General features: G+C 67.5%; 13 protein-coding genes. 7 read left to right on the top strand and 6 right to left on the bottom strand.

Annotation, left to right across the window (positions count from 1 at the left end; genetic code table 11):
* Positions 1–50: 50 nt before the first annotated feature.
* The 4 genes from cydC to HMPREF3088_RS06000 are packed head-to-tail and all read right to left on the bottom strand — an operon-like array spanning position 51 to position 6,071.
* Positions 51–1,721: a thiol reductant ABC exporter subunit CydC gene (gene cydC, locus HMPREF3088_RS06015; protein ID WP_070758885.1), complete on the bottom strand. Its 1,671-nt coding sequence runs from the start codon at positions 1,719–1,721 to the stop codon at positions 51–53.
* The gene (locus tag HMPREF3088_RS06010) at positions 1,718–3,421 is read right to left on the bottom strand and encodes an ABC transporter transmembrane domain-containing protein (RefSeq protein ID WP_083317340.1); all 1,704 of its coding nucleotides are present in this window, start codon (positions 3,419–3,421) and stop codon (positions 1,718–1,720) included. The genes cydC and HMPREF3088_RS06010 overlap by 4 nt, the downstream gene beginning before the upstream one ends.
* On the bottom strand, positions 3,421–4,386 hold the full coding sequence (gene cydB, locus HMPREF3088_RS06005; RefSeq protein WP_070758884.1) for a cytochrome d ubiquinol oxidase subunit II: 966 nt from the start codon (positions 4,384–4,386) through the stop codon (positions 3,421–3,423). The genes HMPREF3088_RS06010 and cydB overlap by 1 nt, the downstream gene beginning before the upstream one ends.
* On the bottom strand, positions 4,383–6,071 hold the full coding sequence (locus tag HMPREF3088_RS06000; protein WP_210401494.1) for a cytochrome ubiquinol oxidase subunit I: 1,689 nt from the start codon (positions 6,069–6,071) through the stop codon (positions 4,383–4,385). Before HMPREF3088_RS06000 ends, cydB begins: the two co-directional genes overlap by 4 nt.
* A 262-nt stretch (positions 6,072–6,333) precedes the next feature.
* Between HMPREF3088_RS06000 and HMPREF3088_RS05995 the strand changes: the two genes are divergently transcribed.
* The gene (locus HMPREF3088_RS05995; RefSeq protein WP_070758882.1) at positions 6,334–6,897 is read left to right on the top strand and encodes a hypothetical protein; all 564 of its coding nucleotides are present in this window, start codon (positions 6,334–6,336) and stop codon (positions 6,895–6,897) included.
* Between the two features lie 122 nt (positions 6,898–7,019).
* On the opposite strand, the gene HMPREF3088_RS05990 is transcribed toward HMPREF3088_RS05995, so the two are convergent.
* A complete protein-coding gene (locus HMPREF3088_RS05990; RefSeq protein ID WP_070758881.1) occupies positions 7,020–7,820 on the bottom strand; it encodes a PaaI family thioesterase in 801 nt (266 codons plus the stop codon).
* Between the two features lie 76 nt (positions 7,821–7,896).
* On the opposite strand from HMPREF3088_RS05990, the gene HMPREF3088_RS05985 reads away from it, so the two are divergent.
* Together HMPREF3088_RS05985 and HMPREF3088_RS05980 are read left to right on the top strand one after the other, a co-directional pair.
* Complete coding sequence (locus tag HMPREF3088_RS05985) at positions 7,897–9,159, top strand: glycosyltransferase 87 family protein (protein ID WP_070758880.1); 1,263 nt, start codon at positions 7,897–7,899, stop codon at positions 9,157–9,159.
* On the top strand, positions 9,104–10,225 hold the full coding sequence (locus HMPREF3088_RS05980) for a GmrSD restriction endonuclease domain-containing protein (protein ID WP_070758879.1): 1,122 nt from the start codon (positions 9,104–9,106) through the stop codon (positions 10,223–10,225). Before HMPREF3088_RS05985 ends, HMPREF3088_RS05980 begins: the two co-directional genes overlap by 56 nt.
* A 114-nt stretch (positions 10,226–10,339) precedes the next feature.
* Here HMPREF3088_RS05980 and HMPREF3088_RS05975 read toward each other — a convergent pair whose 3' ends face one another.
* Positions 10,340–11,332: an asparaginase gene (locus HMPREF3088_RS05975; RefSeq protein ID WP_070758878.1), complete on the bottom strand. Its 993-nt coding sequence runs from the start codon at positions 11,330–11,332 to the stop codon at positions 10,340–10,342.
* A 154-nt stretch (positions 11,333–11,486) separates the two neighbouring features.
* Between HMPREF3088_RS05975 and HMPREF3088_RS05970 the strand changes: the two genes are divergently transcribed.
* From HMPREF3088_RS05970 to HMPREF3088_RS05955, 4 genes are all read left to right on the top strand, one after another.
* The gene (locus HMPREF3088_RS05970) at positions 11,487–12,131 is read left to right on the top strand and encodes a CPBP family intramembrane glutamic endopeptidase (RefSeq protein ID WP_246818075.1); all 645 of its coding nucleotides are present in this window, start codon (positions 11,487–11,489) and stop codon (positions 12,129–12,131) included.
* A gap of 94 nt (positions 12,132–12,225) precedes the next feature.
* Positions 12,226–12,936 (top strand): NUDIX hydrolase, encoded by a 711-nt coding sequence (locus HMPREF3088_RS05965; RefSeq protein ID WP_070758877.1) that lies wholly within the window; start codon positions 12,226–12,228, stop codon positions 12,934–12,936.
* A 96-nt stretch (positions 12,937–13,032) separates the two neighbouring features.
* Positions 13,033–14,376, top strand: coding sequence for a quinolinate synthase NadA (nadA, locus tag HMPREF3088_RS05960; protein WP_070758876.1), 1,344 nt, complete (start codon positions 13,033–13,035; stop codon positions 14,374–14,376).
* The coding region (locus tag HMPREF3088_RS05955; RefSeq protein ID WP_141759446.1) for an FAD-binding protein at positions 14,376–14,647 on the top strand (272 nt) is incomplete at its 3' end. The genes nadA and HMPREF3088_RS05955, both read left to right, overlap by 1 nt.

Below are 14,647 nucleotides of genomic sequence, written 5' to 3'. Positions count from 1 at the left end.
TCCTTAGATCGGTGGGCCCCGCAGTCTGCTCGCCGTGGTGCGCTGCCGTATCAGCGAGGGTGCGTGACCATGATGATGGTTCGCTCGGCACACGCCCCCGGCAGTTCACCGCGGGGAGCGGCCCAGACTTCGGCGCTAATTTCCGCCGCATCCTCCGGCTTTATCCCTCCCGGCCAGGCTCCTTCGGGCACAATCTCTTCCGTGCCAGCGGCGTGAGCATCCGCGTTCTCCGGGAAGCCGAGCAGACGCAGCACTTCCGTGGCGCCCGCGTCGTCGAGGTGCTCCGTCGGCTCGTCCAGCAGCAGGATGGGTGCATCCGTGAGCAGCGCGCGGGCCAGAATCACGCGGCGACGCTGACCCCCAGAAAGATCCTCCGCACCCCGCGCCAGCACCGTATCCAGCCCCCGCGGCAGGCCCCGAACCCACGCGCCCAAGCCCAGATGGTCCAGCACCTCCCACATCGCCGCCTCGCTGGCGTGCGGTGCCCCCACCGCGAGGTTGTCGCGCACCGTTGTGGCAAAGATGTGCTCGTCCTCGGCGATGAAGCGGGCCCCGGGCGCCGAATACGTCCCACCGCGGGCGGGCAGCAAGCCGGCCAGCGTCATCAGCAGGGTCGTTTTCCCAGTTCCCGATGCCGCGACGACGACGCCGCGCCCACCAGCGGGGACGTCCAGGTCGTAGGTTCCCAAGTCATGGTCCCAGCCCACCGTCAAGCGCTTGGCGCGCACCGCCGAGGCAGTGGGGAAAGGCCCACCCGCGGGCTCGGAAACAGCTGCAGCGGGACGTTCCTGGGTCTTGGTCTCAACCTCCTCGGGCCCCGGGATGGCGCGCAGGCGTGCCAGGGAATGCTCGGCCCGGACCCGGGTGCGGGCGGCCTCCGGGAGCGTGGACACCGCCTCGAAGGCAGCGAGTGGAAAGAGTGCCACGACGACCAGCCACTGCGGCGAATGCGCCGCCGCGCCGGAGCCAGCCCAGCCTGTGTACTCTAGGGCGGCCAGTGCAGCGATGGCAGCCGTGGTCAGAGCACTGGTGAGATTCAGCAGGCCGGACGCCCCGGCCGCCCAACCCAGGCCGCTGCGTCGCTGGGCCCGCAGCTCGGCTTCGGCGCTCTCCGCTGTGGCCAGCGCACCCGCGAGCTGGCCACGTACCCGCAGCGTTGGAGCAGAAGACAACGCGTGGTCGACTGCCGCGACATAGTCTTCATTGGCCTCCGCGACGAGGGAGGCCCGCTCCGCGCGTGCTGCCAAGCGGGGGACGAGCACCCCCGCCACCAGCAGGCCGATGGCGAGGACGAGCGCTGCGAGTGGGGTGAGCATGGCCAGGAACCCAACGGCGATGAGGCCCGTGATGCCCGCGACCCACCGCGGAATCGTGGCGCGGACGATGCGCTCGGTCAGGGCGTCCACGTCCTCCCCGATGCGGGTGAGCAAGGCTCCGCGTCCCAGGCCCATGACCTGCGCAGAAGGAGCTTGCGCAAGCCGCGCGTAGACCTCCACGCGCGCCGCAGCGGCTCGGTCCAGCGCAACATCGTGGCTGGCCAGACGGTCGAGGTAACGGAAGAGAGCGCGGGAAATGCCGAGCGCGCGCACCGCCGTGATCGCCACGGTCAGGTCCATCACGCTCGGCTGCTGCCAGGCACGCGCGATCAGCCACGCGGAGACCACTGACAGCGCGATGGCGGCCAGCAGCGTGCTGACTCCCGCGACAATGGCCCGGGTCATCGGCTGCTTCCTCCTTCGTTCGGCTCGGCGGAGCTTGCGGCTACGGCGCTGGCCCCGCGCACGTCGATGACACGGTCCGCGGCCGCGATCAGCAGCGGGTCGTGGGAGGCAGCCAGGACTGTGGCGCCACCCTCCGCCGCGGCGCGAAGCTTGCCAATCATGAGCTCCGCGTTCGCCGAATCCAGGTGGGCGGTTGGCTCGTCGAGAATCAGCAGCTGCTTGCCGGGCACCTGATCGGCGAAGGCGCGGCGCTGGCGCTGGCCCAGCGAGAGCTGCGAAGTATTGCCGATCGCGGCCTCATCCAGCACCGGGCGCTGCGGCAGGTAGGCGGTGCGTTGCCACAATGTCTGACCTGCCCATATAGCTGGCGCGACGTTGCGGCCGCCACTGCGGTCTTCACCGCTACTGTTCTCCTCGTGGGCATCCTGCGGGACATCCGTTGCAGCCGGGGCGGCGACAACTTCTTCGACGTGGACACTGCCCGTTCCGCCGGTGAGCCCCAATGCCGCGAGCAGGGCGGTGGACTTCCCGGTGCCGTTATCGCCCCGCAGCACCGTGATTTGTCCGGGCTCTGCCTGGCCGCTAAGCCCCGCCGGTCGGGCACCATCCCGCCCGGGTGCCGAGTAGTTCTCGAAGACCACCCGCAGCCCCTGGGGTGCCGCGGCTGGGGGAGCCTGCGCTGCGCTTGCGTCCTCATCTGCCGGGACTCGCGCACCGCCGAGGGCGCCCAGCACCGCGCTCGCGGCGGCCGCCCCGTCTTGCGCATCGTGGAAGCGAGAGCCAACCTCCCGGATCGGGGCGTAGACCTCCGGCACGATGATGAGCACCGCCAGCCCCGCGGCCAGGCTCATCTCCCCGCCCAGCAGCCGGAAACCGATATTCACCGCCACTAGCGCCACCGACAGGGTGGCCAGGAACTCCAGCACCATGCCGGATAGAAAGGCGATGCGCAGCACCCCCATTGTCGAGCGCTGGTGGGAGCGCGCGAGGCGCTCCACCTCAGAGGTCGGGGCCAGCTGCTGACCGTGGGCGGTGAGCGTGGGCAGACCCGCCGCCAGGTCCAAGAGCTGATCGCTGAGCAGCGCCATGTCCGCCAGCTTGCGCTCCGTGCGACCCGCCGTGAGCAGGCCCACCAGCCACATGAAGAACGGGATCAGCGGAATTGTGACTGCTGCGATGAGCGCAGAGGAACGGTCCTGGAACCAGATGGCGGCCAGCGCGATCGGCGTCGATAAGAAAGTGGCGACCGCCGCGGGCAGGAAACCCGTCAGATACGGGCGGAAAGCGTCCAGGCCACTGGTCAGCAAGCTGCGGAACTGGGCGACGTCCACGGTCCGTGGGTCCCGGTGGGTCAGCGCGGCCAGGCCACGGCGCCGCAGCTCCGCGACCACGGTATCCGCTGCGGAATCCCCAAGCCGGGACTGCGCCCACGCCACGAGCGCCCGCAACACGGCCGTCACCAGGAGCCAAGCCAAGAGCGCCAGGTCCAGGCGCTGGGCGTACTGGCCAATACCGCCGGGCTGCACCTCTCCCGCTACCGGCGCCACCTGACCCAGCGGCGCCTCGCCACCCAGTACCCCAGCGACGAGGTGGCCGAGCAGCAAGCCAGCGGCGATGCTCAAGCCCACCCCGGTCACCGAAAGCGCCGCGCTCAGCAGCACCCAGCGCCGCGCCGGGGCCGAAACCCGCAAAAGCTGCATTAGAGATGCACCGGCTCCGCCACGATCCGACGCCGGAAAATCCAGTAGGTGTACCCCTGATAGGCCAGCACGAACGGGGTCACGATCACCGCGGCCCAGGTCATGACCTTCAGGGTGTAGGGATTGGATGCGGCCTGCCAAATATCCAGGTCAGTCCACAGCATCGGGAACATCGCCCCGAAGCCCAGCACCACCACGGATACGATCGCCAGGGCGGTGGCGGTGAACGCCCAACCATCCCGCTGCGCGACCGTCGCAGCCACCGCGCCGAGCAGCCCCACGACCGCGAGTACCAGCGGCACCCAGGTCCACGCCTTGCCGTAGCCGAGCTGGGTCCACAGCGCGAATACGCCGCCGAACACGATCGAGCCGATCGCCAGCGGGGCGATGAAGCGTTGCGCCTCCTCGCGCAGCACACCTGCGGTCTTGAGCCGGATGAAGGTCAGCCCGTGCAGCGCGAAGACGCACACCAGCGCCGCCGCGCCCACCAGCGCATAAGGGTGGAATAGCGGGTAAACGTGGGCGGCGTTCTCCGGGATGCCGCTCACCAGGTTGGCCACTGCCACGCCCCACACGATCGGCGAGATCCAGGAGCCGGCGATGATCCCGGCATCACACCAGGCACGCCACTTCGCGGAGTTGACCTTCGTACGCCACTCCAGGCCCACGATGCGCACAATCAGCCCCAGCAGGATGAGGAACAGCGGCAGGTAGAAGCCGCTAAACATGTCCGCATACCAGGCGGGGAACGCGGCGAAGAGCGCACCACCGGCGGTGATGAGCCAGACCTCGTTGCCGTCCCAGACGGGCCCGATGGTGCGGATCATGGCGCTACGGCGGGCCTCGTCGCGCCCCAGGAAGGGCAGGAGCAGCCCCACGCCGAAGCCGAATCCCTCCAGCATGAAGTAGCCCGCGAAGAGGAAAACGATGAGGCCAAACCACAGGGTAGGCAGATCGATGCTCATGATTCCTTCCCTTCCGCGCCGCGCGCGAAGCTTACCGTTCCCGCAGGCTGCAGCTGCTTCTCTTCGTCATCTTCCGTAGTTTCGGATGCCACCGCCTCCGGGCCGGATTCGGCCGGCGGACCGTTGAGAACCACGCGGCGGATCAGCCAGAACCACACCACCGCGAGGATGCCGTAGATCAGGGTGAAGCCCACCAGGGTCACGATGACCACCCACGGCTCATGCCCGGAGACCCCGTGATCGACCAGCATGCGGATCGATTCGGTGCGCGGATCGCCCACCGATTCCGGGTTCGGGTGGATCACCCACGGCTGGCGGCCCATCTCGGTGAAGATCCAGCCTGCGGAATTTGCGAGGAAGGGGAAGGGGATGGCGGCCAGGCAGCCCCAGGAGAAGATGGTCGCCCACTTGCCCTTCGGCAGGCGGCCCTTGCGGGTGAACAGCCAGGCGAAGAAGGCCAAGGCGAGGGAGCCCACCATCAGCCCGATCATGGCGCGGAAGGACCAGTAGGTCACGAAGAGGTTCGGGGAGTAGTTCCCCGGCCCGTACAGCGCCTCCGCCTTCTCCTGCAGATCCATCACACCCTGCAGGGTTACGCCTGAAAGCTTGCCCTCCGCGAGAAAAGGCAGCACGAACGGCGCCTTGAGCACGTGAATGACCGATTCGCAGTTATTGTGCGTTCCGATCGTGAGGATCGAGAATGACGGGTCGGTTTCCGTGTGGCACAGGGACTCGGCCGAGGCCATCTTCATTGGCTGCTGATCGAACATCAGCTTGGCTTGAATATCGCCGGTGATGAACAGTCCGATCGAGGACAGGATGGTGGTCCACAGGCCTACTTTCATCGCCGGTCGGTGCATGCTGTGCCGGTCGTCGTCGCTGGTTGCGGCAGTTTTTTCGGACGACGACGCTGCTGCCTTGGACGGTGCGGTGTCTGTCGCTGCCGTGTCGATTCCCGACGCCGACGCTTCGGCTGCCGGGGCGTTGTCCAGGGCCGCGCCATCGTGGGTTGCGGTGGCAGCCTTCGCCTTGGCCCGAGCGTCCTTAATCAACCACCAACCAGACACACCGAGGACGAACGTGCCCGCGGTGAGGAAGGAACCAGCCACAGCGTGGGGGAAGGCCGCCAGCGCGGTGGGGTTGGTCAACAGCGCGACGATGTCCGTGAGCTCCGCGCGCCCGGTCTCGGGGTTGAACTCCGCGCCCACCGGGTGCTGCATGAAGGAGTTCGCGACGATGATGAAGTACGCCGAGAGATTGACCGCCAATGCCACCGCCCAGATGGCGAGCGTGTGCAGCCAGGTGGGGATCCGCCCCCAACCGAAGATCCAGATGCCTAAGAAGACGGACTCCATGAAGAAGGCGACCAGCCCCTCGAGGGCGAGTGGGCCGCCGAAGACGTCCCCGACCATCCGCGAGTATTCAGACCAGTTCATTCCGAACTGGAACTCCTGGACGATGCCCGTGGCCACGCCCATCGCGAAGTTCACGAGCAGAACCACGCCGAAGAAGCGGGTGGCGCGATACCAATGGGGCTTCTTCGTGACAGCCCAGAAAGTTTGCATGAGCGCCACGAGTGGTGCCAGCCCAATGGTCAGCGGGACGAAAACAAAGTGATAAACCGTGGTGATGCCGAATTGCCAGCGGGACAAGGCGACGGTGTCTAAGCCGCCGGCCGTATCCATGCCGGCGGCAAGGAGAGAAAACTCCATTGACGCCTCCGACGTATTTCCGGCACCCTTCGGCGCCGGCCTAGGTGAGTGGTGTAGCCGGTGGTGAGGCCGCATTGGGCCTACAGGCGGCTGTATGTGAGTGGTCGGAGGGGCGGGCGGATTAGTTCCCGTGAGGATAATAAGGACTTCCTGCTAAACCTGTGCCCGGCTGATCGAGATCAGCCCAGCCGGTAAAGTTGGGCACCGCACAATATAAGGACAAAGGATTGATGGCATGACCTACCCCAATAACAACGAAGGCCAGTGCAACCAGGGCTACGGCCAGCATGGCTACGGCCAGGGTTATGGCCAGCAGGGTTATGGCGAGGGCTACGGCCAGGAGCAGTACAACCAGGGCTACTACGAGGCCCAGCCTTCGCAAGAGGGCCTGATCGCGGGCCGTTTCCAGACGAAGAAGGTGGTCAGCAACCTGGTGCTGCTCGCGCTGCTCGGCGCGGTCGTGACCTTCGCCGTCGTCTTCCTCGTCGACCTGCTGGTCGCCCAGATCGCGGGCTACAGCGCCGGTGGCGTGTCCTCCGCCGTGCTCGCGGCCGTCGTCGCCGGCCTGATCGGCATCGGCGCGGGTCTGTTGTACATCCCGGTCTCCGGGACGGGCAATGAGCACCTCTTCGGCATCGCCGTGATCGCGCTCGCGGTGGTGGCCGCGGTGCTGTGGGTGCTGCTCGGCGGGCTGCTGGACGGGGACTGGGCGACCCTGGTGACGCTCGCGGGCATCGTCTGTACCGCCACGATCGCCTACGCCACCCCGAGCCGCATCGAGTCCGCCGCCATCTACTAACCGGCGAGGAGCGGTGAGGCCGTTTAGAATGGCATAGCTAGCGCGAAAGCCGCCGACCACTGGTTTTCACCGTGGTCGGCGGCTTTTTATGTGCCTCAGGGAGGGGCCGGGGTGGCCGGACCCTAGTCCAGGAACTTCTCCGCCACGCCCAGCTCCAGCAGCTCCTCGCGGGTCGCAGCCTCGCGGTCCAGCACCGCGCTGACCACCATGCGCATCTGCGCATCCGGCTCCGGGATGCGACGCTGGCGACTCATCAGGGAGGTCAGCACGCTCGGCTGCTGCTTGAAGCAGTGCCACAGCACCGCGTTGGCCAGGGACTCCAGTACCAGGCCGCGGGCCTCGGTGGCGTGCTTCGGCTCCGGTGCGCGCTTGAGGTGGGCAAGCTTGCCCGAACGGCGCGGACGGACGTGCAAATCCTGCTGGCCAATGCCGGCCACGGAGCCGTCCTTGTTGTAGATCACCGAGGTATAAGGGACGTTGCAGTAACCGTCCTCGGCGACGACCTCCTTCATCCAGGCGAGCAGCTCGTCGGTGACCTCGACGTCGAGGTAGGCGCCGCGACGTCCCGGAGAGAGGTACTGGAAGGTGCCGGTGCGGGTCCAGGCCTCGTAGTCCGAACCCAGGCGGCCCATGACCAGCGTGCCGAAGAGCACGTCCGTCATGGAAAACAGCGTGCCGCCGAAGCCCGCGCCGTGCATATTGCGGTTCCACCAGCGCAGGTTCAGCTCCAGGCGGCCGGCGGACCAGTCATCCGCGATGTGCGTGATGCGCACGCCCGCTCCCAGTAGCGGGGGCCACAGATTGAACAGTCGCCGTGCCAGGCTGGGGTTCTCAAAGCCTTCGCGCAGCACCTTTTGCGGCAACTTGAGCTTCTGGAAGGGCTTGCCCGCAGCGCCCGTAATCGTCTTGACTGCTGAATTCATAAAATTCATGTTCCCATAAGTGAGCAGGGCTTGCTGACACAGCGGGGTTTTTCCTTGGGCTGCTATGGTTTTTCGCATGTCAAAACCAGATTTCGCCCGGGCACAACGTCTGCTCGGACCTGTTGTGCTGGCCGTGGGGCTGATCGTCGGCGCGATCGGTATCACCGTGGCCGTCCAGCACGCTCTCTCCGCGTACCTGCTGGACGTCGGCGTGTTCCGCGATGCCGGGCAAGCCTTCATCGACCGCGAGAACCTCTACGTGGACTTCGACACCCGCTCCGGATTCCGCTTCATCTACCCGCCCTTCGCCGCCCTGCTCTTCGCCCCGCTGACCTGGGTGGGGGAGCAGACCATGGAGGTCCTCTGGACGCTGGCCAGCGTGGCAGCGCTCTTTGGCATCATCGCGATGGCGGTGCGGTGGCTGCAGCGCAGCGGGCTTGGCCTGCCGGGGCCGATGGATAACCGCTACTTCTGGGCCTGGTCCACTGGGCTTACCGGCCTTGCCACCTGCTTCGAGCCGGTGCGGGCCCACCTGAACTACGGCCAGATCAACGTCTTTCTGATCCTGCTGGTTGCCGCGGACGTCTTCGGCTTCACGCCGCGCCGGGTCCGGGGCCTGGGAATCGGTATCGCAGCGGGTATCAAGATCACCCCGGCGGCCTATGCGCTGATTTTCCTGGTGCGCAAGGACTTCGCCTCTGTTGCCCGCTCCGCCGGGTTCTTCCTGCTCACCGCGGTCATCGGGTGGATCCTGCGCCCCGAGGCCTCCCGCTACTTCTGGACGACCGAGTTCGTGAACGAGGAGCGGGGCGGTGCGCCACCGTATCCGCCGAACCAGTCGCTGACCGGGCTGATCGCCCGGCTGGGGGTCGACGGCGACACCGCGCTGGCGATCATGAGGCCGGGATTTGTCATTATCGCAGCTTTAAGCCTGTGGGGTGCCTGGCGCTTCGAGCGCACTGGTCGGCGTGTGCACGCCCTGACGCTGGTGATTCTTGGGGTGTGCCTGGCCGGGCCGCTGGCCGTCACGCACCACTGGATCGGCATCGTGCTGGTCTTCCCGCTGGTGTTCTGCACCCGCTCACAGGCGGTGCGCGTCGCTGCGTTGCTGGTGATCGTGGCTAACTACCTGGGGTTGCACGGCCTGTACCCGGATCAGGAGAGCTATGCCTTCGAACCGGGCTTGTGGTTGCTGGGTAATTCCCAGGGCTGGACCGGCCTGATTCTATTCTGTGTTCTATTAATCCACGCTTGGAAGGCTAAGCCTGTCGGCGGCGTGGGCTATGCTGCCAGCCATGAAGAAAACAAGCCCTCACCAGCGGTGGAAGACGCCCGCTAGGGCGCTCCGCCCAGCACTGGCGGTCCTGGGTGCCGCGAGCCTGCTTTTCGCCACTGCGTGCGACCTCGAAACCGAAGAGCCCGCCAGCAACAGCTCCACTGCGCCGAACGCGGCGAGTGATACGGCCGAAACCTCCCCAGCACCACAGGAGGAGGCCGCCGCTGACGCCGACGCGAGCCCGACCCCGGAGGAGAAGAAACCGGAGGACACAGACGCGGTACGGATCGTCCGCGGCAAACTCGACGAACTTGCCGTGAAGGGTCGCGCGCCGAAGACCGGCTATGAGCGCTCCCAGTTCGGCCAGCGGTGGAAGGACATCGACCGAAACGGCTGCGACCAGCGCAATGACGTCCTGGCCCGCGACATGACGATGGTCTCCGCGCCGAAAGGCTGCAAGGTGCTCGCCGGGCAACTCAAGGAGCCGTACACCGGGCAGATTATGAACTTCCAGCGCGGACCGCAGACCTCCAACGAGGTACACATCGACCACGTCGTGGCGCTCTCGGATGCCTGGCAGAAGGGCGCCCAGCAGCTCAGCCCGGAGCGCCGCGAGGCCTTCGCCAATGACCACCGCAATCTGCTGGCCGTGCAGGGGAAGGCGAATACCCAGAAGGGGGACGGCGACGCCGCGACCTGGCTGCCGAAGAACAAGGGCTTCCGCTGCCAGTACGTCGCCATCCAGGTGAACGTGAAGCACACCTACCAGTTGTGGGTCACCGCTGCGGAGAAGGAGGCCATCAACCGGGTGCTCGACGGCTGCGGTCCAGGCTCCATCAACCTCGCCGGGGACGGCACCGGCACCGGCCCGAACGCCATCGACGGCCTGCTGCGACCGGGCGCGACCCAGCTCCCGCCGCCACAGCCAGCTCAGCTGGCGCCGCCGAAGCCGCGACCATCCCCGGCCCAGCCTGCTCCAGCGCCGGTGGCACCCGCGCAGTCGGGTGGCGCGGTGTACTACAAGAATTGCGCCGAGGCCCGAGCGGCCGGTGCTGCCCCGATCTACGCTGGTCAGCCTGGTTACCGGCTGGGTATGGACGGTGACCGGGACGGCGTGGCCTGCGAATAGGCCGAGCCGCAGCGAAGGGGGGTTGTCCCGCCGGGTGCAGGGGTCTGTCCCAGCCCCCGGCGCCACGGGTGGCCCAGCGCCAGCCCCGATTGCCCAGCGCCAGCCCCCAATTGACTAGCGCCCGAAGCGGGCGAAGCCCTCGCGCAGCTGTTCGGCATCGGCACCCGTTGCCAGCAGCACGTGCGCCAGCAGCCGGGCCTTCCGAGCAGTGAGCGAACCGGCCAGGATGAAGCCATGCTCCAATAGATCGGCCTCGGAACCCGGGTAGCCATAGGTGCGGGTCAGGGTCCGCCCCGCTCCCGTGCGGGAGGCCACGATCACCGGGGTTCCCTCTTCGATGAGCTCCTCCAGGGCGTGGGCCGCAGGTACCGCCAGGTGCCCCACACCCGGGCCGCTGGCCACGATCGCCCGAGGGTTCATTCCCGCCAACGCCGCGACCCACTCGCCGTCCTCAGCCACCGCGCTCTCCACGATCGGGATGCGCACCGGCTCGTCCGCCGGGGCGGGCAGGGCGTCCTCGCGCCGGGCAGGACGGAACTGCAGGTGCAGCTCGCGTTCGAAGATCCGTCCCAGCGGGCCCCAGCCAGGGGACTGGAAGGTGGACAGCGCGGTGGCATCCGTCTTCGCGACGGTGCGGGCGGCGTGGACGGTGTCGTCCAGAACAACGAGGACGCCGAGGCCACGGGCGTCCGGGCTGGCGGCGGTGAGGACCGCGGACATGAGATTCGCCGGACCATCGGAACTCAACAGGTTCGGCGAGCGCATCGCGCCGGTGATCACGATCGGCTCCTCCCGGCCCCACATCAGGTCGAGCAGGAAGGCGGTCTCCTCCAGGGTGTCGGTGCCGTGAGTGAGGACGACGCCCGCGGCGCCAGCGTCCACGGCCTCTTCCGCGTAGCGGAGTGCGGCGAGGACGTCCGACATCGTGATCGCTGGGGAGGCGACGTTGTTGATGGTCTTCGCGCTGATCCGGGCGACCTTCTGCAGGTCGGGGACGGCGGCGATCAGGTCCTCTGCCCCGAGCTGGGGGTTGACGGGGGAGGTCGCGCTCTGGGAGCTCATTGCGATGGTGCCGCCGAGTGCGCCGACGGAAATCTGGGGAAGCATGCTCTCACTTTAAGCATTCGGGGTGGCGGGTGAACAGTGCGCCCGGGGTGGGTGGGGTGTGGCGAGGGCGGGGCCAGTAAGCGCCCGGGTGCGCGCGAGGCGAGCGACTGAACGGTGTGCGGGGCGTGGTTGCCAGCCCGGTAGCATCTGGCGCATGGAGAATAAGCCTGTGGCGCTGCGCCTCGCCATCATCCTGGTCCCGGCCGTGCTGGGTGCCGCCAGCCTGTTCTGGGTCTCCTCCTCGCCCGCGGGTTCGGCCAGCTTCTACCTGGCCACCGCCGTGGCCTTCCTGGTGTGGCTTTCCGCGTGGCTGGGCTTCGGCGACCGCCGTTGCTTTAGCCCGCGCGCTGGCTCCACGGCCGCCCGTGAGCTCGGGGTTGGCGTGGGGCTGGGCCTGGTGCTGCTTGGCATCTTCCTGCTGGGTGCGATGGTGACCCGCAGTATCCCGGTGCTGGCGGAGCCGGTCGCAGGGCTGATGGACAACATGCGGGTGGACGCGCTGTGGGCCACGGTGCTCACCTTGGTGCTCAACGGGGTGGGGGAGGAGCTCTTCTTCCGCGACGTCGCCCGCCGCGCCCTGGATTCCCTCGCGAGCCCCGCCGCCTCCCTTGGCCTGCAGGTGGCGCTTTATGTGCTGGTCACGGTGGCGATGGGGGTCCCGCTGCTGCTGGTTGGTTCGCTGTGCATCGGCTTGTTTACCGCGCTGCTCGCCCGCCGGTACGGCAACATCCTCGGCGCGACGGCGCTGCACCTTTCCTGGAGCACCGGCATGGCCTTCCTGCTGCCGTTGTTCTTCTAACACCTCGACCCCGGCCATTCGCCTTGACCGGGGGTGAGCTGCGCCATATTCTTACTTAGTGTCAATATGACATTAAGTAGTGAGGAGGCCCGGCATGAGGCGCTGGACCGGCCTAAACGTCGCCGAAAGGCGGCAACTCGGCCCCACGGTGGCGGTGTCCACGGTGGCTTTCGCCATCGACCCACCGCACGTGGAGAGCACAAGCCCCGCGCTGTGGGTGCCACTCGTGCGCCGCATCCGGCCACCCTTCGAGGGCGCCTGGGCGCTGCCCGGTGGGCCCACCGAATGGAATAAAACCCTCACCGAAACCGCCCTGGAGAACCTCGTCGCCGCCGCCCAGGCGGAGCCGAACTACCTGGAACAGCTCTACGCCTTCGGATCGGTGGAACGCTCCGCCGAGGCGCAGCGCACCGTGACCATCGCCTACTGGGCACAGTTCCGGGACAGCGACTTCCAGCAGCAGTGCCGTCAAGAACAAGAGAACATCGCCTGGTTCTGCACCGACGATCTCCCGACCCTGGCCTTCGACCACGCGGAGATCATCGACGCGGGCATCGACCGGCTGCGAAGAAGGACCGAAAAAGCCCTCGTCGCGCACCGTTTCCTCGAGGACTCCTTCACCATCGCCGAACTACGGCAGGTCCAGGAGGTCATCCTCGGAAAGAAGCTCGACCCGGCCAACTTCCGCCGCCAGGTCCTCGCCAGCGGGGACGTCGAGGAAACCGGGCAGTACCAGGAAGGCGCCAAACACCGACCCGCGAAGTACTACCGCTTCGTCCCCGAATCCGACCGGGCGGAACTGTAGAAACCGAAAACCGGCGACACGACAAATCCGACCCGACGACCCCGCCACTCAACCCACCTGCCTAAACCGGCAGCCACCACAGAAAGCACCAAGACTATGAGCTCCGTAACCAACCTCATCCTCAAGGCCGCCGACGCCGAGTCCAGCACCTGCGACTCCCAGCTGCCCGCCGAGCCCTGGGAGGTCGACCAGAACTCCTCCTACGGGCCGGGCGCCTCCCACGGCGATGACTTCCCGACCGTCGCACCCCGCCAGGGCGTGCTGCCGGAGCGCTACACCACCGCCACCCCGGACGAGCTGGATGCCATGATCATCGACGCCCGCGAGACCCTCGGCGACCGGGTGAAGATCCTGGGCCACTTCTACCAGCGCGACGAGATCGTGAAGTTCGCGGACTTCGTGGGCGATTCCTTCAACCTCGCCCAGGCGGCGAAGGCCCACCCGGAGGCCGAGGCCTTCGTCTTCTGCGGCGTGCACTTCATGGCGGAGACCGCGGACATCCTCTCCCAGGACAACCAGGCCGTGATCCTGCCGAACCTCTCCGCAGGCTGCTCCATGGCCGATATGGCCAACATCAGCCAGGTCGAGGCCTGCTGGGAGGAACTCAGCGAGGTGCTGGGTACAAACAGCGAAGCGCTGGGCACGAACGGGGACGGTGCGGAAGGCAAGGACGTCGACGTCGCCGCCGGGGACGTTGCTGCTGACGGTGCCGTCGCCGACAAGGCACCGCTGATCCCGGTGACCTACATGAACTCCGCCGCGGACATTAAGGCCTTCTGCGGCCGCAACGGCGGGATCGTCTGCACCTCCTCGAACGCCCGCACCGTCCTGGACTGGGTTTTTGAGCGCGGCGAGCGGGTCGTCTTCCTGCCGGACCAGCACCTGGGCCGCAACACCGCCCGCGCCATGGGAATCCCGGACGAGCAGATCATCATGTGGCACCCGCACCTGCCGCTGGGCGGCAACACCGCCGAGGAGATCCGGGCGGCGAAGGTGATCCTGTGGAACGGCTTCTGCTCCGTACACAAGCGCTTCACCGTCGCCCAGATCGAGAAGGCGCGCGCTGAGTTCCCGGGCGTGCGCGTCGTCGTCCACCCCGAGTGCCCGGCGCCGGTCGTCGACGCCGCGGACGTCTCCGGTTCCACCGAGGTCATCCGCCGCGAGGTGGAGGCCTCGAAGCCGGGCGATGTGATCGCCATCGGCACCGAGATCAACATGGTCAACCGCCTGGCCCAGCAGTACCCGGACCGCACCATCTTCTGCCTGGACCCGGTGGTCTGCCCGTGCTCCACGATGTACCGCATCCACCCGGCCTACCTGGCCTATGCGCTGGAGTCCCTGGTGGACGGCAAGGTGGTCAACCAGATCACCGTGGACGAGTCCGTCGCCGAGCACGCCGAGGTCGCCCTCGAGCGCATGCTGGCCGCGAAGCCTCACTGATGCCGCAGGTCAACGTCCTAGGCTCCGGGGTGGCCGGCATGGTCGCCGCGCTCACCGCGGCGGCCGCTGGTGCCGAGGTCGCCCTGATCTATCCGGGTGACAGCATCGCCGCCAGCCGGGGTGCCACGCAGCTCGCGCAGGGTGGGATCGCCGCCGCGATCGACCCGGCCGATAGCGTGACCGCGCACGTGGCGGACACCCTGGCCGCGGGGGCGGGGCTGGTCGCGCCGGGCACCGAGGAGGCCCGGGCGGTCGAGTTCTTGGCCGCGGA

Source organism: Corynebacterium sp. HMSC22B11, from assembly GCF_001815965.1.
In the GTDB taxonomy this organism is placed as follows: Bacteria; Actinomycetota; Actinomycetes; order Mycobacteriales; family Mycobacteriaceae; genus Corynebacterium.
This window is presented reverse-complemented; position numbering and strand designations above follow the sequence as displayed.